15 protein-coding genes are annotated in these 26781 nt (G+C 43.6%); 1 reads left to right on the forward strand and 14 read right to left on the reverse strand.

Translation table 11 applies throughout. From position 1 onward, the window contains the following. Positions 1 to 386: 386 nt before the first annotated feature. The 7 genes from HC246_RS13460 to HC246_RS13490 form a co-directional block, all read right to left on the reverse strand. Positions 387 to 1781: a tetratricopeptide repeat protein gene (locus HC246_RS13460; RefSeq protein ID WP_318655935.1), complete on the reverse strand. Its 1395-nt coding sequence runs from the start codon at positions 1779 to 1781 to the stop codon at positions 387 to 389. Between the two features lie 263 nt (positions 1782 to 2044). After that, positions 2045 to 3505 (reverse strand): protein kinase domain-containing protein, encoded by a 1461-nt coding sequence (locus tag HC246_RS13465; protein ID WP_169363826.1) that lies wholly within the window; start codon positions 3503 to 3505, stop codon positions 2045 to 2047. 225 nt (positions 3506 to 3730) lie between these two features. Further along, a complete protein-coding gene (locus HC246_RS13470; RefSeq protein ID WP_169363827.1) occupies positions 3731 to 6322 on the reverse strand; it encodes a CHAT domain-containing protein in 2592 nt (863 codons plus the stop codon). A 301-nt stretch (positions 6323 to 6623) separates the two neighbouring features. Continuing rightward, the gene (locus HC246_RS13475) at positions 6624 to 7385 is read right to left on the reverse strand and encodes an amino acid ABC transporter ATP-binding protein (protein ID WP_318655936.1); all 762 of its coding nucleotides are present in this window, start codon (positions 7383 to 7385) and stop codon (positions 6624 to 6626) included. A 67-nt stretch (positions 7386 to 7452) separates the two neighbouring features. After that, complete coding sequence (locus tag HC246_RS13480) at positions 7453 to 9264, reverse strand: DUF1565 domain-containing protein (protein WP_169363828.1); 1812 nt, start codon at positions 9262 to 9264, stop codon at positions 7453 to 7455. Between the two features lie 102 nt (positions 9265 to 9366). Beyond that, the gene (locus HC246_RS13485) at positions 9367 to 11079 is read right to left on the reverse strand and encodes a DUF262 domain-containing protein (RefSeq protein WP_169363829.1); all 1713 of its coding nucleotides are present in this window, start codon (positions 11077 to 11079) and stop codon (positions 9367 to 9369) included. Positions 11080 to 11226: 147 nt separating this feature from the next. Beyond that, positions 11227 to 11550 carry a winged helix-turn-helix transcriptional regulator gene (locus HC246_RS13490; protein ID WP_169363830.1) on the reverse strand — a complete coding sequence of 108 codons (324 nt, stop codon included), beginning with the start codon at positions 11548 to 11550 and terminating at the stop codon, positions 11227 to 11229. A 114-nt stretch (positions 11551 to 11664) separates the two neighbouring features. Between HC246_RS13490 and HC246_RS13495 the strand changes: the two genes are divergently transcribed. After that, on the forward strand, positions 11665 to 12273 hold the full coding sequence (locus HC246_RS13495) for a flavodoxin family protein (RefSeq protein ID WP_169363831.1): 609 nt from the start codon (positions 11665 to 11667) through the stop codon (positions 12271 to 12273). A 58-nt stretch (positions 12274 to 12331) separates the two neighbouring features. Here HC246_RS13495 and purM read toward each other — a convergent pair whose 3' ends face one another. From purM to HC246_RS13530, 7 genes are all read right to left on the reverse strand, one after another. Beyond that, positions 12332 to 13363 (reverse strand): phosphoribosylformylglycinamidine cyclo-ligase, encoded by a 1032-nt coding sequence (gene purM / locus HC246_RS13500; protein WP_169364592.1) that lies wholly within the window; start codon positions 13361 to 13363, stop codon positions 12332 to 12334. A 59-nt stretch (positions 13364 to 13422) separates the two neighbouring features. Next, positions 13423 to 14217 carry a pyrroline-5-carboxylate reductase gene (gene proC, locus HC246_RS13505; RefSeq protein ID WP_169363832.1) on the reverse strand — a complete coding sequence of 265 codons (795 nt, stop codon included), beginning with the start codon at positions 14215 to 14217 and terminating at the stop codon, positions 13423 to 13425. A gap of 117 nt (positions 14218 to 14334) precedes the next feature. Beyond that, positions 14335 to 14922, reverse strand: coding sequence for a cell division protein SepF (locus HC246_RS13510; protein ID WP_169363833.1), 588 nt, complete (start codon positions 14920 to 14922; stop codon positions 14335 to 14337). A gap of 874 nt (positions 14923 to 15796) precedes the next feature. Next, the gene (locus HC246_RS13515; protein ID WP_169363834.1) at positions 15797 to 19387 is read right to left on the reverse strand and encodes a response regulator; all 3591 of its coding nucleotides are present in this window, start codon (positions 19385 to 19387) and stop codon (positions 15797 to 15799) included. A 55-nt stretch (positions 19388 to 19442) separates the two neighbouring features. Next, the gene (locus HC246_RS13520) at positions 19443 to 23660 is read right to left on the reverse strand and encodes a PAS domain S-box protein (RefSeq protein ID WP_169363835.1); all 4218 of its coding nucleotides are present in this window, start codon (positions 23658 to 23660) and stop codon (positions 19443 to 19445) included. Then, complete coding sequence (locus tag HC246_RS13525) at positions 23641 to 24135, reverse strand: response regulator (RefSeq protein ID WP_169363836.1); 495 nt, start codon at positions 24133 to 24135, stop codon at positions 23641 to 23643. The genes HC246_RS13520 and HC246_RS13525 overlap by 20 nt, the downstream gene beginning before the upstream one ends. A gap of 297 nt (positions 24136 to 24432) precedes the next feature. Then, the gene (locus tag HC246_RS13530; protein ID WP_169363837.1) at positions 24433 to 26778 is read right to left on the reverse strand and encodes an ATP-binding protein; all 2346 of its coding nucleotides are present in this window, start codon (positions 26776 to 26778) and stop codon (positions 24433 to 24435) included. Between the last annotated feature and the right edge of the window lie 3 nt (positions 26779 to 26781).

The raw sequence follows: 26781 nt of genomic DNA on the forward strand, positions 1-26781 counted from the left end.
CGCTTAGGGAAAATGATTAATTGGTGATTTTACAAAACTACATTAAGGTTAGCGCAACTAAGTACTTTTACTTGATATTTCTTTAGCTGGATCTTTCCATACCCTCACATATTCACTTTTCAAAGAAGATTAGTGGTGTGGGGCAAAGTAACACACCACATTTATATATAGCAATGTAAGTTTTGCTTAGGACATCAAACCCAAATAGTGTAAGGCGGCACTTCGTGCCGCCTTACACTATTTGGGTTTGATACAAGTGAAAATGGGCTTTGAGAGTTTTTTTGCTACACAAATCCTCTCAAAGTCCAAAAACAAAAGCCTTTCTTTTGGGCTTATAACCTGATTTTGTCAGGGCGAAATACTCTGTAGCAGTTCAAGCGATCGCTTTATCGACCATTGTTCAGGATTTTTTTAATTAACTTACGCAATTCCAAAGCTTCTTGGTATTGAGGCTGTTCTTTTAATACTTTCTCCACTGCCAAAAGCGATTCACTATAACGTCTTGCACGGTATAGTGTTGCCGCCAAAGCATATTGGGTATCAATCTTGGCAATGCCTCCCCATAATATATTTGCTTTGAGAGAGCGCGTATAGGCATCGATCGCTTCTGCATCTTTATTCTGATCGTAAAAAATCACGCCACGATTGTGCCAGACTTCAGAGAAACCACCTGACCAATATATCGCCTTCTCATATGCTTTTAGGGCTTCTTCCTTGCGGTCTAACTTCCGCAGTACATTACCCTTTTTGTACCAAGAGGGATAGTCATCAGGTTCAAGGGCAATAACCCGCTCGTAGGCAGCGATCGCTTCAGGATAAAGCTTTAAAGCAGTTAGGGCATCTGCTTTGCCATACCAAGCATTGGTGTAACTTGGATTTTGGGCAATCAATTGTTCAAAAACAGTTAACGCCTTTTTGTTTTCACCTTGATCGAGCAGTCGAATCCCATCAATGTAAGTCTCATAAAAATTTTCACTGCTATTGTCGTCAAAGAACTTAACTTGAGGGTTTTCGCTACGAATTTTTTGACCTCGCTCAAAGGCTTGAATAGTATCTTTATAACTACCAAGTCGGGATTTTGCCTCAGCTTCGCCATAGTAAATTACATAGTCTTGAACACTGAGTAGATCTTTAGAAGCGATATAGGGAGTATTGGGAGATAGTAAGATAGCGCGGCGATAAGCAGCTCTCGATTCTTCATAGCGTTCCAATCGGAATAATGCGAGTCCGCGAAAGAACCACACAAAACTGTAGTTAGGCTGAATCTTGATGGATTGATCTAAAGAAGCGATCGCCTCTTCATAGCGCTTGAGATCCACTAAGGCAGTCCCGCGATTAAACCACCATAGATAATAATCTTCGGCTTTTACTGGAGGTTCAACGCGATCAACAAAAGTTGCCCCCGGCTTAATTTGCAAGGCTTTATCGTAGGAAGCGATCGCTTGATCAAACTTTTTTAACCCAGCTAAAGCTAAACCGTGATTGTTCCACAGTTCAGGATCTTTCATTCCGCGTTCATCTTTTAAAGCTAGTTCAAAGCAATCAAGAGCATCGTGAAAAAGGTTCTGTTTCAAAAAAATATTGCCTAATAGTTTGTAATTACCAGGATGCTTGGGACTTGAGCCAATATTACAAACCTGTGTTTGACTATAGGCAGCTTGATCTTTGCTGGCTATTAAAAAAATTTCTATGGTGAAACCTGACAAAAGCAAGTAATAAGTGAACGACCTAAGAATTAAAGATTGAACATTGATCATCTTTATTTTGGGAGAAGAGTACATTTTGGTTTGAACGCTACGTTGCCTTATAGGTGTCGCGAAAGTCTGGGAACCTGCATTATAATGCGATCCCGACTTGCGACAGGTTTCTAACAGCCTTAAATCAAAGCCTTGCCAATAGGCTATTTCAAGATGTTAATTTAGCAAATAAAGACTCAAATGGGGTATCAAAGATTTTGCTTAACCCTTGTAAAGCCCGTTAAACCCAGAGAGATTTTTGAAAGTGTAGCATCGCCACACTTTCAAAAATCTCTCTGGGTTTAAGGCTAATTAGCTACACGGGGTGCTGGTGGTATCGGCAAGCCTGACGATCTTTCTACGGTAGGCTTATACGATGTCTCTACAGGAGGTACATAGGCTTCTACGGGAGGGGTAGATGTCTCTGCGGGGGGGACATAGGCTTCCGTAGTTGAACTGCTAGGAATATCTGTGGTTGTTAATGAGGAGGATGTCGCAGATGTGGTTGATAGTGCAACTGTTGGCTCAGGCAGTTTTTGCTTGGCTTCTTCTATCACATTCTTGCCACGGGACTGCCAATCAGGAGATGGGGAAATGCTTTTAAAAGTATCGAGCGCGGATTGTACTTTCTCAGTTTGGACTGCTGCACCTAATTTTTGGATAAGGTCACTGCCTTTCTTAGCTTCTGTCGATTGGTTTAAAAATTGTTCAGCTTTGGCACGCATCCGACTACCAAACGGGATTGTTTGTAAGATCGTTTTTGAGCTACTCAAACTACCTATATTGGCATCCTTATCTTTGCTTAGGGCAACTAGTTGATCTTTGTTGACATCAGCTTTTTTTGCTTCATACACATGGGCAATTGCTTTATCCATTGATTGATTGACCACATTGGCAAGCTCTACATCACTCTTGGCATTATTAGCAATTTTGGGCTTCATATAAAAATAAGAGCCAACAGCGCCGCTAATAGTTGTGCCAAAGCCTAACAGGATCGCAACTAAGATGGGTATGCCCCGTTTAGGATTTGCTGCTTGCGGTGCTTTCTGGGCAAATCTTGCTTTTCTATAAATCTGTGAATTGGGGAAATTGATCTTAAGTTTTTTGTCCTTAGGCTTTTGGGTTTTGTTATGGTTCGGTTCTAAAGTTAATATTTCTAGGGAATGGGTTTCCGCAGATGGTGAACCTGAGGCTAGAGACTTTTGTACTGCTGAAGTTTGGGCAGGAATGGCTATTAATGAGCGTGTTGGATTAGTGAGAGGAGTGAGGGTTGATGGGGCATGGCTCATCTCTGGTTGGAGCGATCGCAACATTTGTCCTGCATTGACGAAGCGAAAGGCAGGTTCAGCTAGGAGCGCCGTATTAAGAATTTGCTGTAATTGATCACTGACGTTGCAATGTTCTTGCCAAGTCCATGTATTATTTTCAGCTTTTAGTGATTCTGGGGGTAAGCCTGTTAGTAACTCGATGAGCGATATGCCGAGTGCGTAAATATCGGCTGCGGGGGTTACTTGTTGTGTTTGTGAAATTTCTGGAGCTAGATAAATTGGATGATTTTCCGCATCTGCTGTTAGCAGAATAATCTCCATCCGCTTGTAATCATAGGCAACTGTATCTAAGGAGATTGCCCCATGAGCTTGCTGGTGATCGTGCAAGTCGTTTAGACAAGAGAGTATTTGACGCAAGATATCTTGTGCTTCCGCCTCAGAAATTCCCTGCCCAGATACTTGGGCAAGCAATGTGCGATAAGTTGAATATTGCGCTTGCATAACTTCTCAACTCCATTACTTTGGATTATAGGTTGCAATCACGATTTAAAAGTTATAAAAAGTTATAAAAAAGTTATATAGCATTTTCTAAGTGGCTCAGCGCAATAAATATAAAGCCGCCAAATCGAAGACCCACAATCCTCATATTTTGAGGCTTTTAGGTGATTTTTAAAGGCGCGGTTTCGTCCCGCGTTTAAAAATTTTTCCGTCATTATGCTTAGTCACTTATAAGCCATTGCCGATCGCAAAGAACGCCGACCAGTAACTAGGATGCTTGAACTCCGATGACTTGATTAGAGTAACTTGCGCCCTATGTAATGCCTCGGTGGGTGTGACATCGCCTTTTTTGAGTTCCTGATAAAATGCTTCCATCAAAGCCTGAGTGCCTTCGTCATTGACAGACCAGAGTGAGGCGATCGCCTGTTTTGCCCCTGCCTTCTGGATTTGATAGCCAAAGCCCAAAATTTCTACCCCACTGCCCAGTTTGCCTACTCCAGTTTGACAAGCACTGAGTACGATTAACTCCACATTAGGAATTTGCCAATCGGTAATTTCACTCAAACGGATTTCATCGCCATTGCCAAAAATGATGAAAGAGTTGTCAGGTACACCAAGATTAAACTCAGCATGGGTAGCAAAATGGAGGATATTGTAGTTTTTGAATTTTGCTTCAGTAGTCGCACGGCTAAAGTCATTTTCGAGTAAAGCCAAAGAGTTATCGAAAGAATTGGCGATCGCTTGGACTTCTTTAATTGTGGCAGGTAAGGCAATTTGCCCGAATTTTCTTTCTCCAGCTTTACCCCCAAATGCTCCTGCAAGAATACTGGGTTGAGATTTAGGTTGAGGTGAAAAATCTGTCAGCGTATAAGCAATGAGATTACTAATCCGATATTTCTCCGCAAACCATTGTTTGCCGTCATAGAGTGCTGCAAGTGGGATATATCTTAAGATGCCATCAGGAGCATAAAGAATTGTCTGTGTTTTGGTTTGGGCAAGTTCGGCTTCGATGGGTTTAATCAATAAGTTATACATTGCCTTAGCAGGTTCCTTGTAGTCTTCAGAACCTTCATCCCTTAGCCCTGCTTTAAATTCAGTGACGAGGGATTCTAATTTGTCTTGAGTAATTTTGACAGTGCGGTGAATGGGGAGGTTGTTGGGTGAGAAGAGAATGATTTCGAGTCTGTTGCCTAAAATAAATGGATAGAGTAGTACGGTTCCCTGTGGGATTTGGTTGAGATAGTCGGGGACTTTGTTGATTTCTGTTTTGGGAAGTTGTTGGATTTGATTAGCAAGTTGGCTACTGATTTCTTTGCTATTGTCAAAGCTAACGGCTAATAGCTTATTGCTAAGAGCTTTCTCTGGTTCTAAAAGCTGAACACCTTGCGCCGATCTATCGCTACCTTTGATGGTTTTGAGATAGTCTTCGAGTTCTTGGACTTTGAGAAGGTCGAGGATTTGTAGGGCTTCGATGATGCGGTCTTGTTGGAGTAGCAGGTCGGCGAGGTTACGGTAATCTTTTTCAACTGTAGAGAGATAGGATTGTTGTTCTTCTTTGCTTAGTTTTTTAATGTCTTTGCGGATGGATTCGCGCACGTTGACGGATTGTTTATAGAAGAGAATGGCGATTTCAGTTTGGTTGAGCTTGTTAAAAATTGCACCCATATTACTGAGTGTACGTCCTTCTCCAGCGCGATCTCCGATTTGCTGAAGGAGCGCAAGGGATTGCTGATAGTATTCAATCGCTTTCTGGTACTGTCCGAGACTGTTGTAGGCATAGCCTAGATTACCGATTACTAATGCTTTTCCAGCGCGATCGCCGATTTGCTGAAGGATTGCAAGGGATTGTTGATAGTATTCAATCGCCTTCTGGTACTGTCCAAGACTGTTATAGGCATTGCCTAGATTACTGATTGAACGTCCTATACCATTGCGATTGCCGATTTTCTTGAAGATCTCTAAAGATTGCTGATAGAAAGCAATTGATTTTTGGTAATGTCCGAGACTGTTATAGTCAAGTCCTAGACTCATGATTAAACCTGCTTCACCATTGCGATCGCCGATTTCCTTCTTGATCGCAAGGGATTGCTGATGATATTCAAGCGCTTTCTGGTACTGTCCGAGACTGTAGTAGGCATAGCCTAGATTATTGATTACATTTGCTGCATTATTACGATTATCAATTTGCTGAAAGATCGTAAGGGATTGCTGATAGTATTCAATCGCTTTCTGGTACTGTCCGAGCCTGTCATAGGTAATGCCTAGATTATTGATTGCATTTGCTTTACCATTGCGATCGCCGATTTGCTGAGAGATCGCAAGGGATTGCTGAAAGTATTCAATCGCTTTTTGGTACTGTCCGAGATTTTCGTAGGCAAGTCCTAGATTATTGATTGCATTTGCTTTACCATTGTGATCACCGATTTGCTGAAATATCGCAATAGATTGCTGAAAGTATGTAATTGCTTTCTGATATTGTCCGAAGTTTCTGTAGGCAAGTCCTAGACTATTGATTGAATCTGCTTCACCATTGCGATCGCCGATTTGCTGAAATATCGCAATAGATTGCTGATAATATTCAATCGCTTTCTGATATTGTCCGAGACTTTTGTAGCCAATGCCTAGATTATTAATTGAATTTGCTTCACCCTTGCGATCTTGAATCTCGTGATAAATCTTTAAAGATTTTTCCCAAGCTTGCATAGCTTCTCGATATCGGCTAACCTGATATAACTGATTCCCTTGTTCTAAGAGTCGAACCGCCTCTGCTTTGCGGTCTTGCGTTGTTTGCGCTTGGACGCTTTCAGCGATGATCGGCATAGGCAAACCAGACAACAAAGCCACCATCACCAAACCGATTACCCTATTCATCACCAAAATCCTCACACTGACATCTCAATCTGCGATCGCCTACTCCAAAGCATAAATCTGGCTTCCCCCAACCAATCAGTAATTACAAAAAATTTAACCAAAACCCTTTAGCCCTGCATAGCAATGTAGGGACACTTTATCTATGGATCTCGAAGAGGATTACTTGCATGGCGATCGCGTACAAGCGATCGCACTCATCAGGTTCTACATTAGGAACTTTCGCAAAAACCTTATATGAGCAGGATGATCGCTACAAAATCTGTGACAAGAACTTCTTAGTGCGTTCTTCTTTGGGATTTTGGAAAAACTCTTCAGGAGTTGCCTCCTCAACGATCACACCGCCATCCATAAACACAATGCGATCGGCAACCTCACGGGCAAAGCCAACCTCATGGGTAACTACCACCATCGTCATTCCCGAATCAGCAAGCGATCGCATCACATCTAAAACCTCGCGTACCATTTCAGGATCGAGAGCAGAAGTAGGTTCATCAAAGAGCATGATTTTTGGTTGCATCGCTAAAGCTCTGGCGATCGCTACCCGTTGCTGCTGCCCACCCGATAGTTGTAAGGGATATTTATGAGCTTGCTGAGCAATACCGACACGTTCTAGTAACTGGGTCGCCACCTCTGAAGCCTTAGTCTTTGACCATTTGCGAACCCATGATGGTGCAAGGGTAATATTCTGAAAAACCGTGAGGTGAGGGAAGAGATTAAACTGCTGAAACACCATTCCCACTTCACGACGGATCGCATCAATATTGCGATGATTCTCAGGCGATAACTCAAATCCATCAATAAAGATTTTACCCTGTTGATATTCTTCTAAGGCATTAAAAGTACGGGCAAAAGTGGATTTACCTGAACCCGAAGGTCCCATAATCACAACCACCTCACCACGATTCACAGTCAGACTGACACCCTTAAGCACATGGAAGCTGCCATACCACTTATGCACATTTTGCGCGACAATCATCGGCTCAGTCAGATTCGGGGTTGATGTTTCTTGCATGATGGTTACTTGCCTTGGCTTAATTTAAAGAGAAGATAATTGTTGGCTTTATAAACAGATTGATCTTCTACAGGTTATTTTGATGGACAACACGGGCATCAAGACCAATTTCCGATCGCATAATTGTTTTTAAAACTTCAGCGCGATTGCGATCGGGATAGCCCTGCACCATAATGATATTCCCAAATCGCGAAGGAATAATTTTGGCGGTAGGGACAGCGCTCTGCACTCGACTAAGCACATCACTATCTGCCGATGGAATCACCACCAAATAGGGAAATGCTTCACGGGCTGGGGGTGGGACGAGCGCTGCAACCTTAGCATTGTAAGGAACAGGACTAGGTTGAATATAGGTTGCGTAATTACTAGTATTGTTTGGGATTGAGGGCGTAGTTTGTGGGGTAGTGGGAATAAACTTAGATTGCGTTGGCGTAACAGGTGTTGGGGGGATGACAGGAACAGGATCGCGATCAATCAGAATATCGTTATTGATATTTTGAGAAGGTCGGATAGGAGTTGTTTTGGGTTTGGAATTGGGTGGTACAGAGGATAGCTGAGTAGGTGTTCCATTTGGCACGAATTTACTTGAGGAGATCGGCTGAGGGACATCGGGCAAAGGCTCAATTAGGGTGCTGTTATTAGAAGGTGGTAAAGCCTTGGGCGGAGACGCGGGTGGCGTAAAACGAGTCTGTGGCGATCGCGTAATTTCTACGCTATCAACGGTGTTAGGAATAGTATTTGTAGAGGAATTTACAGGCGGATTGTTCGGAACAGGTGATCTCAAATTTGGAGATATTTTTGGCGATATTGATGGTACAGGATTACTCGCAATCTGTGGTGCGGGAGTCGTTGGTGATTCTCCAACAAACGCAATATCGCCTGCAATTTTTTTTGGATCGAGTGTATTCCCTACCGCAACTTGAGTCACTCCTGAATTGTTGTTTAGGTCTTTGCCTAGATTATTCCGAAAGGTATTCTTCCCTAAGTTAGTTGAAGTACCGAGATCAGGAGTGGGATAGCCCTTGCGATCCCTGAGAATTACCACTCCATTGCGTTGATTATCGGCAATCAGGTTATTGCGTAATGTAGGTGCGGACAGATTAGAAATCACAATGCCATCCACATTATTGAGAATATTGTTATCACTGACATTAACGCTTGACTTTTGCCCGATCGCTAAGCCAAACCCCGTACTCTCAAAAATATTATTGCGAATCTCTCCTGTACTACTGCCTACCGCCGAGAGTCCATTCGCACCATTTTTTCTAAACACATTTTCAGTAACGATCGCATTTGCCGTTCCTGTCAGAAATAGCCCCTCGCGATCGCTATTGATAAATGTATTATTGGCGATCGCTACTCGTTTACCAGATTCCACCCAAACTGCTGTCCCTCTCGTATTCGGATTAGTAATAGTCAGTCCTTCAATTCTGACATCATCATTCGCCAGCACTGTAATATTTTGACTAGCAAAGGAGGGGCTAATAAACTTGCCACTACCTTGAATAAAGGTATTTACCCCTCTCACTGTCGGTTCTCCTCGGAGCGTTACGCCCGTAGGCAGTTTAATCGGAAATACTTCTCCTGTCGCAGCACTATAGACTCCCTGTTGCAATTGAATTACCGTGCCAGCAGCAGGTTTAGTTGCAAGGGCAGCCGTAATCGATGGATAGGGATTATTCGGGGAGCCATCACCATTAGCACGCGGGGCAACATAAATTAGTGTTGCCGTTTGGGGCAAGCTATTATCTGTTTGGCTAATTTTCCAACTCTGATCCTGTATTGGTAGCGGCTCTGGTCGCGCCAACATCGGAGGCGCGATCGCTAAAATCGTCATGCTTGTGGCGATCGCACTGAAGAAACTAGGCTTGCACCGCATACAGGAGATCCTCTTAACCAACGGACAAAATGCACATTACAAGTGTGTGATTATGCCAATCAAAATACACGAAAAACCTGCCACTTGCAAAGATAGTAGGATTTAAAGATTAGAATCAATCTTCCAAATGGCTGTGGCAACCTTGGCAAATTGGGTTTGTCTTGCTGATATTTTTGCCTCATTCCATTGATCGTAATGTTCGGGAATAGCTGAGGTAATTTTGAAGCAACTTGTCTTAAATGTCTCAATTTTTTCTGAGTAACCCTCATTACCAATCTTCCGATTAGCCTTCCTCTCGATCGGGGTCATATTCCCGATACGATAAATAAATTTATCTTGATTTTGTTCTTCGATATATGACCAAGCTTCGGAAGGATTTTCGGGGAGTATATGCTCCAAATTATATGTATCGCTTTCAAAGTCAAATCCCTGACCTGAAATTTGCTTTTCAATTTGGAACAGGATATATCGAACAATTTTCTTATTGCGTGAGTTGGTGGTTTTGAGTTCCTTATCTGCAAAGGCAGCTTTAAACACTTTATCGTCAGGATAGATCTCTTGGAGTTCCCCTAAAATTTCTGGCAAGTTTTTAAGTGTCTGGTCATCGATCTTGTAAGCAACCATGTTGTAGACTCTCTCCTGCTCTTGGGTTTGGAGATTACAGATCACGTTATAGCGAAAGGAGATAACCGCGATCGCCTGAAGTAGCTGCGTAAATACAGCCCGTTGACTATCGGCAAATTGGCGATAACCAGCCATTAGCATTGACATTGGCTGACGTACATTAAACATCAACAGTTGCTCTAGCGCTTTTCTTTCCTCTGGTTGCCAGATTGACTCATGGGGATTCCGTAGCGCCGCATAGATTGACGCTGAGCGATCGAGTTCTCTCAGTAAACTAAAGGCTTGCTCCTTGGTGACAACATGACGACGAATGGTTTTAAACAGATCCGCTTTACGCACCAATCGATGACAACTGTTCCAATACACACGCAAAAAGTCGGGAAAGCTTTCGCTGCCCAGTTCCTCTACAATTCTCTGCCAACGTTCTTCTAGTGCTTTTAGTTCAGCTTCATGGGTATTACTTGCAGCAATAATCGAGAAAAGATAATTTTTGAGTAGATCGGTTGAGGACAGTCTGACTCCGCGAGCATTTAGAGTCTCAAATACTTTGAAAGCATTTAGCTCATCGGTAACGGAGATAGTTGTGAAAAAAAGTTTGTCAACAATCGTGTCCACAAAGATCGCTACATTTTCACCGCTTTGTTGACTATGGGCAGCAACTTTGTCGCGAAACCAATTGAATGCTTTCCGAAGTTGATGCTCTGAAGCATTCAATCCACGCACAGGCATGGCGACAAGCGGTACTAGATAGGTCTGATAAAAACGATTGTTATGACGGTTTAGTTCTAGTTTGGAACGCGGTACGAGTGATACAGGATCAACATAACCGATGTAACTATTTTGGAGGTTTTCTTTACGTCTTTGATTTTTTTCAGGCTCGATCGCTAGGTTAACCAATTTTTGCAAATGATCGAGAGCTGCGAGAATAAGAATGCTAATTGTGGTTAAGCGCTGTTGCCCATCGATGATGTCAAATTGCTTATTATTAGAGGATTGCAGCACTAGATAGCCCATGTAATGAGCTGTTTCGCCATCTTCGGCAAATAGTCCGAGAATGTCTTGCCACAGGTCATCCCATTCTTCGTCTGTCCAAGAGTAATCGCGCTGAAATGGGGGCACACGATAGAGTAAGCCATTACCTAATAACTGACGCAAGGTTTGATTGGATGTATTAAAGTTCATTGCCGACATATATCAATCCTCGATCGCTTCAGTTCTTGTCAGCGTCTTTAGGGATGCGCTAAATTCAACAGTTTATTTTCATTTTATACGAAGCTCAGTGAGGCGATTGTTACTCAAGCCTTGGGCTTGCCTGCTCTGCTGTTTGGGGAGCAATTACTAACCATACCAACGCTGAGCTAAATCATCTAATTGCTCCAAAATAGTAATAAGTTCCTTTGCCTTTTCTGTTAATCCATAGGTTACTTGGGGTGGAACCGTGGGCTCGTAGTGACGATATAAAATCTCTTCCTGTTCTAACATCCGCAGGCGTTCGGTTAGCATCTTTGTGGAGATGCCTGCGATTTTGCGTTTCAAGGCTCCAAACCTTGTTGGTCCCGAATTTGAGAGCACCCACAAAATATACATAGTCCAAGGACCTGACAATAAGTTCGTCAAAGTACTCACGGGACAAGGATTAAGTTCTCGCGATCGCTGCACCATGACTAGTTACCTGAAAGTGCCTATTAGTTACGAAAGAGTACCTACTTTACTTTCGTAGGTAGTTACTTTTAGTATCTAAATCATAACCCACATAAACAACTCACAGAGGTTGCTATGACAACGATCGCCATTGTTTATTTTTCTGGTTCTGGTCACACTCACTTAACCGCCGAAGCGATCGCTGAGGGAGTTCGCAAAGTTGGTAATCAAGTGGACTTGCTTCGCATTACTGGAGAGCAAATTACCAATGGACGCTGGAAAAATGACGAGATTATGGCAAAACTTGATCGTGCCGATGCGATCATCTTTGGTTCCCCAACCTACATGGGCGGAGTCGCTGCTCAATTCAAAGCATTTCTAGATGCAGCAAGCTCTGCTTGGTTTACTCAACAATGGAAAGATAAAATCGCTGCGGGATTTACCCACTCTAGTTCGCTCAGTGGCGATAAGCAGGGAACTCTGATGTATCTATCAATCTATGCAGCACAGCATGGCATGGTATGGGTAAGTGCAGGTGAGTTGCCTAGTCATTACCAAGGCAAAACCGATGGAGTCAATCGCTTAGGCTCTTTCCTTGGCATTATGGGGCAAACCCCTATGAATATGTCTGGAGGAAATCCAGTTCTAGACTCAGGCGATCGCCTAACCGCAGAATATTTCGGGCAACGCATTGCTCAAGCTACCAAGCGTTGGCATCTCGAAAAAGTGGCGATCGCCGCTTAAATTAATTCCCAAGATAAATGCTAAAGAGGTGAACCAAATTTAGCAATCTAACTGCATTTTATACAAAGCTCAGCGATCGCTCTCCCGCGATGACTTCACCGATGCGATTGGTGGTAAATCCTTGATCTTGAAAATAGGCGATCGCCTGATCTGCTTTTTGGGGATCAATGACTACCGCCATACCAATACCCATATTAAAGGTATTGAACATATCCGATTCTGGAACTTCCCCTTGTGCTTGTAACCATTGGAATAGTGGCGGAATTTGCCAGCTATTGCGAGTAATCTGCACAGCTTGACCTTCTCCGAGGCAACGGGGCAAGTTTTCGGGTAAGCCGCCACCTGTGATGTGAGCAAGCCCATGAATCCCTAAATCAGCTTTGAGGGCAGCCAAAACGGGTTTGACGTAAATCTGGGTCGGTGTGAGAAATACTTCGGCGAGGGTTGAGTCTGCGGTTTCGGGAGAAATAGCTAACTTCGCGCCCCAACTGTAACCTTTAGTTTCGATGATCTTACGGACAAGGCTGTAACCATTGCTATGGATGCCCGAACTGGCTAGACCGATGACCACATCACCGATATTCACCTGTGTGCCATTGAGCATTTCTGATTTTTCAGCGATCGCCACACAAAAACCTGCTGCGTCATATTCGCCCACGCCATAAAATCCGGGCATTTCCGCAGTTTCGCCACCAAGTAAGGCACAACCTGCCATCTGGCAACCATCAGCGATCCCCTTCACCACCTCAGCAAGTTGATCGGGTTCGAGCTTGCCTGTAGCTAAATAATCTAGGAAAAATAATGGCTCGGCTCCAGAGGTCAGCACATCGTTCACGCACATGGCTACTAAGTCAATCCCAATGGTGTCGTGCTTATTAGCAGCTTGAGCAATTTTGAGCTTTGTACCTACACCGTCCGTACCTGAAACCAGAACGGGTTGCCGATAGCCAGCAGGAATTTCAAAACAGCCGCCAAAACCACCGAGATCGCCTAATACACCTGCACGATGGGTTCTTGCCACTGAATCCCGAATTTTTTCCACGAAGGTGCGACCTGCTTCAATATCTACACCCGCCTGACGATAATCCAAAACCTCTAACTCCCAAATTTCACGACCAAGCCATTGCAACGCAATGGCTTAAAAAACTACTATTTGCCTAACTCATCAGCACGACGAGTTGCCGCAAGTACGGCTTCTATCATAGCGGAACGCAAGCCCGCTTTTTCTAACTGGGCGATCGCCGCAATCGTCGTACCCGCAGGACTCGTCACTTGATCCTTTAACTGCGCGGGATGGAGCTTTGTTTCGGTAATTAATTGGGCAGTCCCTAAAACGGTTTGGGTCGCGAGTTGCAGCGCGATCGCTCTGGGCAAGCCTGCGGCAACTCCACCGTCTGCCATAGCTTCAATCATTACTGCTACATAGGCAGGCCCTGAACCTGATAGTCCAGTTACAGCATTCATCAGCGATTCGGCAACTTCTACCACCGTGCCAACCGCACTAAAAATCTTTCGGGCTAACCCTAGATGCTCACTTGTCGCCAAGGCGTTTGCCGCGATCGCAGTTACTCCTGCACCTACCTGCGCGGGTGTATTTGGCATTGCTCGGATAATTGCCTTAGAGGGAAACATCGCCTCTAACTGAGCCAAAGTTACACCAGCTAAAATTGACACAACACAAGGTGCAGGAGAATCAGCTAGACCAATCGCCGCCGCGTTTAACGACTGAGGCTTTACTGCTAAAAGCATTATCTCTGCTTCGGCAGCCACTAAATTATTTGGCGTAACCTGCACGCCATATTTTTTAGCAAGGAGATCGCGACGCTCTGGCATCGGATCACTAACGCATATATCGGATGGTAAGTAAGCATTACTGGCAATCAGACGAGACAAAATTGCCTCACCCATCACGCCGCCACCGACAAGACCAAGTTGAAATTTCAAGAATCCACCAATAACTAACTACAAACCAACAAGGTAGATGTAGCGCTAAGCGCCGCATCTACCCTATTGGTGTTTGATTGTTTTTAATCATAACGGCGATTGTTGTAATTAAGTTAATTATTGAGCGAAACGGCTCACAGGTGCTTCAGCAGACCATGCAGGAGCAGGTGCAGCAGTTTGACGTGCTACACGAGGTTGAGACATAGGAGATTCGTTTAATACGGAAGACTGTGAAGTAACCTGAACGCAGGAAGGTGCAAAGAGGAAAATGCTATCGCCAATACGCTCTTGATGACCATCGAGGGCATAGGTTCCGCCTGCTACGAAGTCAACAGCACGCTGTGCTTGATCGGGGTCCATCATGGTGAGGTTCAGTACAACTGATTTACGCTCACGTAATGCTTGGATCGCTTGAGGCATTTCTTCAAAGCTGCGAGGCTCCATAACCATTACTTGGGACAGACCATTTGCTGCACCAGGCATACCAATTACATTGCTCATACCGTCAGAAGTAGCTCTTAATGTTGTAGGACGTTCACGGGTGCGGCGAGTTTGTGGCTCTTCTGGCTCTGGGGCTGCGATCGCACCATTTTCTTCTTGGTACAAACCTTGGTATTCATTGCTAGATGCTTCATCGTACTCATATTCGTACTCTTGAGCTTCATTCAAACCAACAAAATCCTTGAGCTTTGTAAAAATTCCCATCGTAATTAACTCCTAGTGTTTGCTCCTCAGTTTTGGTTCGGAAACCGAAACATCATACTTCTAGACTAGATGAGGAGTGCAATCTATCTATTTAAAGCAATCTCATCAAGCAAAGAGTTGCTTTGTCTAGGTATGTTGGATTGTTTTTACTGTCTAAAACAGTATTGACAAAATGTTTACCCGCAAACTTTAACCGATAACAGGGAAAAAAGATAGATAAACTTGTTAAATTTTTCAAATACGACAAAATACGACTTTTCGTTCATAAAGCCTTGTTGTATATAGGACTTAACTACTTCAGTAAAGTGTTTACCTATGAAGATATCCTTTTAATACTTAACAAGTTTTTAATAATTGGGTAAACCTAGTTACTAATCAAGGATTCACGCAATTAAAATGGTTCGCATTAAGAGTGTCTATGTGAGTCTAAATGATGATAATAGGAGGATATGACATCACGATTTAGGTTGGCTCAAATAGGCAAACTTTGAGAGTCATTTGTATTAATCGTCGCAAAAGATTAAAAACATAACATAGAATTGTCTAGCAATTTTGGCTTAGAACTAAACATAATTGCTAACTTTATGCTGTTATAAGTTTAGGTTGTCTGCTAAGTGTTCTAGGCTACAAAAACTACTGTAATTTAATGTTTTATTAGAAGATTTTCAAACTTACTGATGTAGAAATTTGACTTAACCCTCATGAATGTAAACATATTAACGATTAAATATTGATAGTGATTGTTTAGTTCAGAACGCTAAAACTTATAACAGGTTTGGGGATATATGGCAAGCATAAATTTTAAATATAGATAGATTTCTGGGTTTGTGGAAGTGCACTCCTTCGGGGTGTGCTTCCACAAACCATACGATTCTTAGGGAGGAGCTAGTAGTTCGGCAATTTTGTTGGCGAGTTGCCTAAGTTTGATTGGTTTGCTGAGATATTCATTTGCGCCTGCTTCTAGACATCGGGTTTCATCGCCCTCCATTGCTAGGGCTGTTAAGGCAATGATCGGGATATCGGCAATTTCGGCATCGGCACGAATTAGGCGGGTTGCCTCTAGTCCGTCCATGATCGGCATTTGAATATCCATGAGGATGATATCGGGCTTTTCAGATTTCGCAAGGGCGATCGCCTCTTCCCCATTTTTCGCGGTGATCAAGCGGTAATTGAGTGCAGTGAGGTAGATACTAAAGTTGGAGATATTAGCTTCATTGTCCTCGGCAAGTAAAATGAGCGGAGCGATCGCTTCTTCAGATTTGACTTCTAGGGATTCTAACTTTGTGGATTCGGAGGGGGCAGGCGCAATCGGCTCAGACATTTCATAGGGCAAAGCAACTGTGAAGACACTGCCTTTGCCGATTTCGCTCTCAACCATGACTTGACCGCCATGCAACTCCACGATTTGCTTGACTAGAGCGAGTCCTAGTCCAGTGCCTTCGTATTGACGATTGAGGCTGCTATCGATCTGGACAAAGGGTTGAAAGAGTTGTGATAAGTTTTTGGCGGCAATGCCAATGCCATTATCTACTACTTGAAAGACAATCATTGGAGCATTTTGGAGTTTCAATTGCTGGGGAATGGTTGCCTCTCCTTGCCATGTATCACCGCTACCGACAGATACGAGCAGACTGACTTGCCCTTGTCTGGGAGTGAATTTGACGGCATTAGTGAGGAGATTAATTAATACCTGCTTGATCCGACGCTCATCGATATTGATGCTGTTTATATACGGAGGAATATAGCTATTAATTTGGATATTCTTTTGTAATGCTTGCTGTTTGACGAAGACCAGACTGACATTACAGATATTTTGGACTGAGACTGATGCAATATCTAGTACCATCGTCCCTGATGAGATTTTTGATAGATCGAGAATATCGTTAATTAGGGCTAGGAGGTGTTCGCCGCTTGACTCCACTATGCGAATCGCCTTTAATTGCTTTTCATTCAGTGAACCTAAAATCTGTTCTTGAAGAGATTCTGAGAGTCCTAGGATCGAATTTAGCGGCGTGCGGAGTTCATGGCTCATGTTGGCGAGAAACTCATCCTTGAGCTTGGTGGCACGAAGGAGCTGGTCATTGATTTCTTGCAGTTGCAGTTCCGTCTGCTTACGATCGCTAATATCGGTTAATGTGCCAATGTAGCCCGTAAAAACGCCATCTTGATCTACTTCAGGTATAGCTTGGCAATAGTAATAGCAAGTTGTTCCATCTGATTTGATACATCTTCCTTCACCTTGGTAATGTGCCTGTTGCTCGATCGCTTGAATCCATTGTTGATGGATCTGTTCGCGATCATCGGGATGAATGGTCTGAAGCCATCCATAGCCTAGAGCCATACTGGGTTCTTGTCCTGTAATTTGAGACCAAAACCCATTGACGTAGGTGCATTCGTTATTTGGATTAATTTGGAAAATCCCCACAGGAGCCGCCGACGCTAGACTCGCAAAACGTTTTTCGCTCTCTCTGAGACTTTCTTCGGCGAGTTTGCGATCGCTAATATCTTGTCTGACACTTAAAGTACCGATGGGTTGATCGTTGTCATCCTTAAGGACTGTCACCGATATGGATATTGGGAAGCGAGAGCCATCTTTACGGATATTGATCCACTCTTCATCAATCAAGCCTTGACTCGCCATAGATATTAACGCTTCAAACCCCACACCAATATCTTTGCCCAATATTTTTGATGCCTTGGTGATATTGTTGACGATCTCTTGAGGGTCGTGGAAAATTTCGGGTGTCACCTTTCCAACTACTTCTTCCTTGGTGTAGCCCAACATTTTTTCCGCACCAGCATTAAAAGTCTGAATGATGCCATTGAGGTCAGTGGAGATAATCGCGTAGTCTGTGCCATCGAGAATGGCGCGTTGCAGTTTATTGACTTGCCATAGTTCTTGGGTACGTTCTATGACTTTTGCTTCTAGAGATTGATTGAGCTGTAGCAGTTCTTGCTCTGCTCGTTTGCGATCGCTAATATTGCGAATGATCCACAACAGTTGAATCTGCTTGTTTGCAGGATTGATGTTTTTGGTGAGAATGATTTCCGCAGGAAAAGCCTTTCTCTGATAAGGGTTTAAGGTGATTTCCCAAGTTACGGCTGAATTGTCATTGGATAACATATAGCCGAGTTGGTTAAAGAAAATTTCTTGGTCGCGAGCGGCAACAAAGATCGCTAAAAATTTTTCTACAATATACTCACGGTTAACTCCGAGCAGATCTAAGATGACTTGATTTGCTTCTAAAATCCTGCCAACTGGATCTGTTACCAGATAACCATCAGGAGCAAAGTTAAATAAATTTTGATAGCGAATCTGTTCGTACTCTAGTTGGCGTTGCTGATAGATCAGGTCTTCAGTGCTGACCCTCAGTTCTTCGATCGTACATTCCAAGTCGCCACTTGTTTTTTCTAGGAGAGCATTGCGTTCTTCGATCTCTACTTGCTTGGTTAAGAGTAAAGCTTCGGCACGTTTGCGTTCTGCTAACTCAGTTTGGACTTGTTGATAGGTCAGTGCTTGCTGAATGCCGATCGCTAGCTGTACTGATAACTGCTGAAGCAACTGAATATCGGAATCTTGCCATATACGTGCAGTCGAACATTGATGCACAATCAGCAAACCCCACAAAATACGCTGGTCTGCGTTTGGCAATAGGATTGGGACAACGAGATTGGCGCGGACTTGAAATCTTTCGAGCAGTTGCAAATGGCAATCGGTCAAATTTGCCTGATAAATATCATTGGCAACAAAGAACTTACCATCGCGATATGCGCCGCCTAGATTGTCTCGAAAGCAGGTATCTTCAACTTGGACATTTAAGCAGGGCTGCCAAGGGGCAATGATATCTTCGGCAACGATCGCACCACTCATGTCGGGGTTGAATTGATAAATAGCGGCGCGATCGGCTTTGATAAATTGACGTACTTCTTTGACGATCGCATTCGAGATCTCGGCTAAGTCTAGAGATTCGCGAATCCGTAATGCTATTTCGGCGATGACTGTTTGCTGTTGTTGCGATCGCCATAGTTGACGATTGAGAGTGGTTTCGCGTAGTACTTGCTTGACCCTGCTAGATAGCAAGTTAGTGGTGACATCTGCCTTAACCAAGTAATCTGAGGCTCCCGATTTCATCGACTGTACGGCTTTTTTCTCGTCCCCTTGCCCAGTCAACATGATCACAGGAGTACGCTCACTCCTAGCAACTTCATTAATTGCTTCTAGAAATTCCAAGCCATCGCCATCGGGTAAGTTTAGATCGACGAGGGCAATATCAGGTTTCTGCGATCGCCATAGTTCTAGACCCTCTTCTAGGGTTTCTGCTTCGAGAAAGCGATAGGTGATATCCCTATCTGATTGGAGATAGCGCCTATAACTATCGCGATCGCCCTCCGAGTCATCAATGATCAAAACAGCGATCGTTGATGGCAAAGAATTGTTTGTAGAACCAAGGGGAGAAGGCGACATAGCTAGACAGTTGAGTGAAATTCTATTAGTCAATGTTAAACGGCAATAATCTAAGTTAATCACCCAATAATTCGGCAATTTTTAGAGCCAGTTGTTTTAGCCTAACAGGTTTACTGATATATTGATTTGCCCCTGCCTCTAAACATCTTTCGCGATCGCCTTGCATGGCTAGGGCTGTCAAGGCAATAATCGGAATATTTGCTATCTCGGCATCAGCACGAATTAAGCGGGTTGCCTCTAGTCCATCCATGATCGGCATTTGAATATCCATGAGGATAATATCGGGTTTTTCGGATTTGGCAAGGGCGATCGCTTGCTGTCCATTGTTAGCCACAATCAAGCGGTAATTGAGTGCCGTAAGGTAGATTGTAAAGTTGGAGACATTAGCTTCATTGTCTTCGGCAAGCAAAATAAGCGGGGCGATCGCATTTTCTGAAGATGCCATTACAGTAGTGGTTAACTCCGTTGTTGGTTGCAAGATGGATGGAGCTGACGTTTCGTAGGGTAGAGCCACCGTAAAGCAGCTTCCCTGTCCAAGTTGACTCTCGACCGTAACCTGTCCACCATGCAGTTCGACGATCTGCTTGACCATCGCTAGCCCTAGGCCAGTGCCTTCGTATTGACGATTGAGGTTGCTGTCCACCTGCACAAAGGGTTGGAAGAGTCGTGGTAAATTCTCGGCAGCAATGCCAATGCCCGTATCTGTGACTTGAAATAGGATCATTGGCGCATTTTCAGCTCGGATTTGATTAGGGATTTGCGCTTCGCCTAGCCATGTATTGCCATAGCCAACAGCAACGGAGAAGTTAATCAGCCCATAATTCGGCGTGAATTTTACGGCATTGGTGAGGAGATTGATTAGTACCTGTTTGATGCGACGTTCATCTACATTCAGATCCCTGAGATTGGGCGGGATATTGCTGATGATTTGAATATTCTTTTGAAATGCTTGTTGACGGACAAAGACCTCGCTAGAACTGCATAGATTGGTGATGGAAGTGGAGGTGCGATTCAGTACCATTTTGCCTGATGCGATTTTTGATAGATCGAGAATGTCATTAATCAGATCTAATAGATGTCGTCCACTTCTTTCGATATTGCCGATCGCTTTTTGTTGCCGTTCATTGATCGAACCAAGAACTTGATCGATGAGAGCTTCGGACATACCCAAAATTGCATTAAGTGGTGTCCGCAGTTCATGGCTCATATTGGCAAGAAATTCATCCTTGAGCTTGGTGGCGCGAAGTAGTTCGTTGTTAATTTGTTGGAGTTGGGCTTCGGCTTGTTTGCGATCGCTCAGATCGGTATGCGTACCCATCATCCGCAAGGCTTGACCATCGGCATTCACCTCAAACACTTTGCCACGCGCCAAAATCCATTTATAGTTACCATCTTTACAACGTAGTCGATGTTCGTTTTCATAGAGGAGAACCTCATGATTAAGGCATTTGTCGATATCCTCGTAGCATTTGGCGATATCGTCAGGGTGAACGAGATTTTCCCATGACTCAAATCTATTTTCGATTTCATCATCTGCATATCCCAGCAAAGCTTTCCATTGCTGCGAGAAGAAGACCTCATTGGTTTGAACATTCCAATCCCAAATACCATCACCAGCGCTTTCTAAGGCAAATTGCCAACGTTGATCGCTCTCTCTCAATGCGGTTTCGGCATATTTGCGATCGGTAATATCTTGAGCAGTGCCAATAATGATCTTGACTTGTCCCTCTGCATCTCGACTGAAGATTAAATCGCGACTGTGTAAATAGCGCCATTCACCATTGGCATGGCGAAGGCGATATTCATGGGAGAGGATTTCGCTATCATTAGCCAGTTTCAATCTCTCAAAGTGTTCTAAGGTTGGCAGGAGATCATCTGGGTGGATTATAGTAGGCAGCCAAGATGCTCCCATTTCTTGGATCTCGATCGCCGAGTAACCGAGTGTCGCTAAAATCTCGCGATTAACATAGGTATTTCGTTGTTCTTGGAGATCATAAAGATAGAGGACATTTGGCGATGAATCAGCAATTTGTGTGATAAATCGATGATTTTCCAAAATTTCCTGTTCTGCTTTTTTGCGATCGTTAATGTCTGCCAAAATTCCTTGAGCACCAATGGGGATACCGTCAGCATTAATAATCGGTGTGGTATTGACGCTTGCCCAAATGTAGTGACCATCTTGATGGAGATGGCGGAATTCAGCATTTTTAACCGTTTGTCCAGCTTGAATAGTCTGTATATATCCGCTAGTCATCCAATCGATATCTTCTGGATGGACAAGATCAACAAATGGTTTTCCGATCCAGTCATTGGGGTCAAAGCCAAAGATTGTTTGAAATTGGGGCGATAGATAGTCAAAAATCCCATGAACATCAGTTGACCAAGTCAAGTCATTAGCACCTTCCACTAAACGACGGAATTTTGCTTCGCTCTCCGTTAAGGCAGATTCTATCCGCTTGCGATCGCTAATATCATAGTTAATCCCGATCATATCTTGGGGATTGCCCTGTTCGTCTCTGACTACCACCCCATAGGCTTTGATAAAGTGTACAGTACCATCGGGATGTACAACCCGAAATTCGGTATCATATTCTACTTCTCCTGAGATAGCTTGCTGGAGCAGGCTTTCGATAGAATCACGATCTTCAGGATGGAGTCTATTTGCCCAATCGTCATAATCTATGGAGCCATCAGCTTGTTTGGGGATTCCGTAAAGCTCGTACATCCGCTCGTCCCAAATTTTAGTCTTGTGAACAAGATCCCATTGCCAACAACCAAATGCTCCAGATTTGAGGGCTAAGGCAAGCCGTTCCGATATTTGCTTAAGTTGTGCAGTGCGTTGCTCTACTTTAGCTTCTAGTTCTTGGTTAAGTTGCTGGAGTTCCAGTTCAGCGAGTTTGCGATCGCTAATATCATTCGCACATCCAATCAAATGGGTAATATGACCTTGCTCATCTTTAACCACAGAAAGCCGCAAGCTAACGTAGAGGCGTTGTCCTGATTTAGAAATGACAATAACTTCCGCAGTATGCTTCCCATTTGTCAATAGAGGTATAAGCACCTCTGCTTGTAGGGCTTCAGCATCTTCATACATAAAGTTGACATTTTGCCCTAATACCTCTGCCTCTGTATAGCCATAAAGACTCTCTGCTCCATGATTCCAACTGAGAATTGCGCCTTCGAGGTCGGTCGTCACGACGGCATCATGAATTTCTTCTAAAACTTGAGATTGCAGTTGTAATTTTTGAGTGCGTTCCTGTACCTTCTCCTCTAGGAAGGAATTCATGGTTTGCAGATTTTGATATAGCTCAGCCTGTTGCAAGGCGATCGCCAAATGCACAGATAGCTGATGCAATAGCTGAATATCTTCTTCCTGCCATTGGCGTGGAGATGAGCATTGATGGACGATTAACAAGCCCCATAGAGCATTTGTGCCATTCAGGAGGATCGGCACTACCAGATTTGCCCTGATCTGAAATCTTTCGAGAAGTTGGATATGGCACTCGGTCAGATTAGCTTCGTAAATGTCGTGCGCCACAAAGATCTTGCCATTTTGGTATTCCCCACCAAGATTTTCCTGAAAGCAAGTATCTTCAATCTGACTATCCAAGCATGTCTCCCATTCAGGAAGTCCTGACTCGGCAACAATTGCCCCACTCATATCAGGATTAAATCGGTAAATAATCGCCCGATCCGCATCTAAAAAGCTGCGGACTTCTTGGACGATCGCATTAGAAACATACTCAAATGAAACTGACCTACGGATGTGGAGCGACATTGAGGCAATTATTGTTTGCTGCTGTTGCGATCGCCGCAGTTGGCGGAGAAGTAAATTATTTTCTTGCACCTGATTGATGCAGGTGAGGAGCGAAATGTCTGTCACATCGCTTTTTACTAAATAGTCGGCTGCCCCCAGCTTCATCGCCCTTACTGCAATGCGTTCATCGCCCGATCCCGTCATCATGATCACAGGCAATTTATTGATTAATTGCTCAGTACCAATAGCTTCCAAAAATTCCAAACCATCGCCATCGGGCAGATTGATATCGAGCAGTACGACATCTGGTTGCTGCGATCGCCACAGTTCCAAACCTTCCTCTAGTGTTTCTGCTTCGGTAATGTGATATTGCTGCTCTGGATCGGATTGGAGATAGCGCTTGAAACTAAAGCGATCGCTTTCCGCATCATCCACAATCAAAATTTTGAGCGTGGAACTGCTTTGTACAGACGATTGCCAAGACTTAATCGTTGGGTTAGGTAGTGAATTGTCCATAACTAGGTAAAACCGTAAATTGAAACCAATGTTGAAATAGAATTTGAACAGTCTGCTGCATTTCACTAACCCCCATTGGTTTAAGCATGTAACAGTTTGCACCGTACTGATAGCAGGTTTGGATATCTTGCAGACTATTGGAAGTAGTCAATACAATAATTGGAATTATTTGCAGAATAGGAGTTTGCTTAACTGTGCGGATTACTTCTCGCCCATCGGTGTTGGGGAGATTGAGATCTAGCAAAATAGCAACGGGAAAAGCTGCATTGAGATCTTGATATTCGCCTTGTCGTAATAGATATTCCAAGGCTTCATCCCCATCTTCAAATCTTAGGAAATTGTAAGTCAATCTCTCTAGTAGATTGAGCTTTTGAGTAGCTCGCCAAAAACTATAGAAATCTTCGTCACTATCTTCGATAATGGCAATTACAGGATCGGTGAGATTTTCCCAAGGAGAATTCAATAGCTTTTGCATAAGTATGAGTTTAAGTTACAACTTGATATTACATTGAAGTTGTCAAGCCCCTCACCTCCCAGACTCCCCTGCTAAGGGAGAGGAGGAGTAAGACTTATTTCTTGTTCACCTCTCCCTTAGTGAGAGCTAAGGTGTACACACAAGTTATCAGCTAAGTTAGTTGCTAATGATCCCCCTCAATCCCCCTTAAAAAGAGAAGAAAATTCTCCCCCCTTTTTAAGGGGGGCTGGGGGGGATCTACACCCTGAAACATAGACAGTGAGACTTGTGTGTACATATTCGCTTTTGGGATAGAGACTAAGGGTGAGGATTTGATGTAATATCAGTCGCTATTTCAGGTATGACTGATGTATTTGATTCAATTGGTAAAGTAAACGAGAATACAGATCCCTGTCCATAAACTGACTGTACTTGAATTTTCCCTCCATGACGTTCAATAATTTTTTTGACAATGGTTAATCCCGCACCTGTACCACCTCCATATTTGCTAGGAGCGTGTAATCGTTTAAAGATGCGGAACACCGAGTCTAAATGCTTCTCGCGAATACCGATGCCATTATCGCGGATATAGATAGTCACAAAATTAGGATCTTGTGAATTAGACTCGAGCCAGCCAACTTCTACCCATTTATCAGCTTGCTCATTGTATTTAAAGGCATTGGAAATGAGGTTGATAAATACTTCCTCAAGCAAAACGCGATCGCCTAATACCGTTGGTAGTGATTGGGGAACCCGAATCTGACAATTTGTCCATTGGGGATTGATCGCAAATAACTCAGTTACGGTTTTTAGCAATTGATCGAGCGCGATCGGATACATTTGCAACTCTTGTCTACCCAAGCGCGAAAACTTCAGCAATGAATCAATCAATGACTCCATCCGCTTCGTCAACCGTACTAGGGTATTTAGTTTCTCAGCTCCATCTCCTTGGAGCATATCGCTATAGTCCTCTAACAAAAAAGTGGCATAGTTATGAATGCCGCGCAAAGGTTCCTTCAAGTCGTGAGAAGCAATATAAGCAAAGGAATCTAACTCACTATTACTACGCTCTAGTTCGAGATTGATATTGGCAAGATCTTCCGCTTGGCGTAATACGATATCAACGATCGCTTGCCGTAGTTCCAGCGCTCCCGCTATTTCGCAATCGAGCCAAGGACTAGACTTGCCATTTACGGTTTCTTGCCATAACTCAAAAGACTGGCGCGGAAAGATCGTGATTGTCCCATCTTCTTCGAGTCGCTTGGGCTTGTCTGGGTTTCCTGCCCAGTTCACGGTTTGCAGCATTTCAGGACGAAACCAAATGATATAGCGATGCTGAATTTTGGAGATAGCCATTGCTAAGACTCCACTAGCGATCGCAGTATATTCCTCAGCTAGGGGATAGAGTCTAGACAGACTATCGGTGACAAAAATATCTTGGTTGTAATGCTCAAGTAACCAAGGCAGCAATGTTTTGATCTGCTCTAAGGTAGGAGTCTGTCCAATCAGAGTGATATCGACATTGCTTTGACAAACGGCAACCCCTGCGGCTCCTGTCAACTTCAGCAACGCCTCAGGATCAGCAATTAGTTCACTAACAAAATCATCGGTGCGGGCTAATCGCTCTACAAACTGTCCCTGAAGGGTTTTGAGATAGAGTTTGTAATCAAGGTTTTCGTTCGCTTCCTTATTGGCGATTTCCGTAGACATAAGCTGTCCCAAAAACTCGCAGATTGTGCGGATTTCATAGGGAATAAATTTGGGAGTGGAGTGATGACAGGAGATCAATCCCCAAAGCTCCTGATTTTGAATGAGGGAAACTGACATGGATGCAGCCACTTCCATATTCTTGAGATATTCAATATGAATGGGAGAGACAGATCGCAAACTGCAATAACTCATGTCCAGTTTTGGCAATGGTTCTGAGTCTTCCTCTTGATGGGTTGCTAGCCCGATCGCTTGATAGTTTATATCTGGAATTAGGCGCAACCAATTAAGTGTATAGAGATGTTTTGCTTGTTTGGGAATGTCGGTGTCGGGAAAGTGCATTCCCAAAAATGCTTCTTGCTCATCTTGCTTAGCTTCGGCAATGACAGTACCATCGCCATTCTCATTAAAGCGATAGATCATCACCCGATCAAAACCTGTGATGGCTTGGATCTCTTGGACAATTAAGTTACATAGCTCTGTCAAATTAAGAGCCGTCTGCATTTTGGTGAGGGTGTTCTTAATTTGATGATAAAACTGAAAAAAGTCATTTTTAATTATGGAAACTGTTGGTTCCAATTCCAAAACTAGCTCACCAGTGATCGCACGGTGCACAATTCCGTTAAAGCTGAGAGGAGTGCTATCATCATCTGGCGTATAAAATTTGAGGGGAATGGGATTGATATGTTCAAAACTTCGATCTAAGCAGCTACTAATTGCTTCAATATGCTCACTACTAATAAATTCATCTAATCGGCGATCGAGCAATTCCGCAGGTGTAAGTCCCAAAAGATCAAAGGTGTTTTCGCTGACCTGCATAATTTTGATATCAGGTTCACTGAGCACGAGCAGTACTCCGTGGGGCTGGATCGAACTGGGGACATGAATCGGTTCGCGATCGCAATTAGTGAGGTTAACTGCTTCTTCGTTATTGATGGGGAGATTGACGATTTGCATCGA

The organism is Pseudanabaena yagii GIHE-NHR1, from assembly GCF_012863495.1.
Lineage (GTDB): Bacteria > Cyanobacteriota > Cyanobacteriia > Pseudanabaenales > Pseudanabaenaceae > Pseudanabaena > Pseudanabaena yagii.

Bases quoted from the DNA above. Each gene is read 5' to 3' on its own strand.
- HC246_RS13460 (WP_318655935.1), bottom strand. From the start codon at position 1,781: ATGTACTCTTCTCCCAAAATAAAGATGATCAATGTTCAATCTTTAATT.
- HC246_RS13465 (WP_169363826.1), bottom strand. From the start codon at position 3,505: ATGCAAGCGCAATATTCAACTTATCGCACATTGCTTGCCCAAGTATCT.
- HC246_RS13470 (WP_169363827.1), bottom strand. From the start codon at position 6,322: ATGCCGATCATCGCTGAAAGCGTCCAAGCGCAAACAACGCAAGACCGC.
- HC246_RS13475 (WP_318655936.1), bottom strand. From the start codon at position 7,385: ATGCAAGAAACATCAACCCCGAATCTGACTGAGCCGATGATTGTCGCG.
- HC246_RS13480 (WP_169363828.1), bottom strand. From the start codon at position 9,264: ATGCGGTGCAAGCCTAGTTTCTTCAGTGCGATCGCCACAAGCATGACG.
- HC246_RS13485 (WP_169363829.1), bottom strand. From the start codon at position 11,079: ATGTCGGCAATGAACTTTAATACATCCAATCAAACCTTGCGTCAGTTA.
- HC246_RS13490 (WP_169363830.1), bottom strand. From the start codon at position 11,550: ATGGTGCAGCGATCGCGAGAACTTAATCCTTGTCCCGTGAGTACTTTG.
- HC246_RS13495 (WP_169363831.1), top strand. From the start codon at position 11,665: ATGACAACGATCGCCATTGTTTATTTTTCTGGTTCTGGTCACACTCAC.
- HC246_RS13510 (WP_169363833.1), bottom strand. From the start codon at position 14,922: ATGGGAATTTTTACAAAGCTCAAGGATTTTGTTGGTTTGAATGAAGCT.
- HC246_RS13515 (WP_169363834.1), bottom strand. From the start codon at position 19,387: ATGTCGCCTTCTCCCCTTGGTTCTACAAACAATTCTTTGCCATCAACG.
- HC246_RS13520 (WP_169363835.1), bottom strand. From the start codon at position 23,660: ATGGACAATTCACTACCTAACCCAACGATTAAGTCTTGGCAATCGTCT.
- HC246_RS13525 (WP_169363836.1), bottom strand. From the start codon at position 24,135: ATGCAAAAGCTATTGAATTCTCCTTGGGAAAATCTCACCGATCCTGTA.
- HC246_RS13530 (WP_169363837.1), bottom strand. From the start codon at position 26,778: ATGCAAATCGTCAATCTCCCCATCAATAACGAAGAAGCAGTTAACCTC.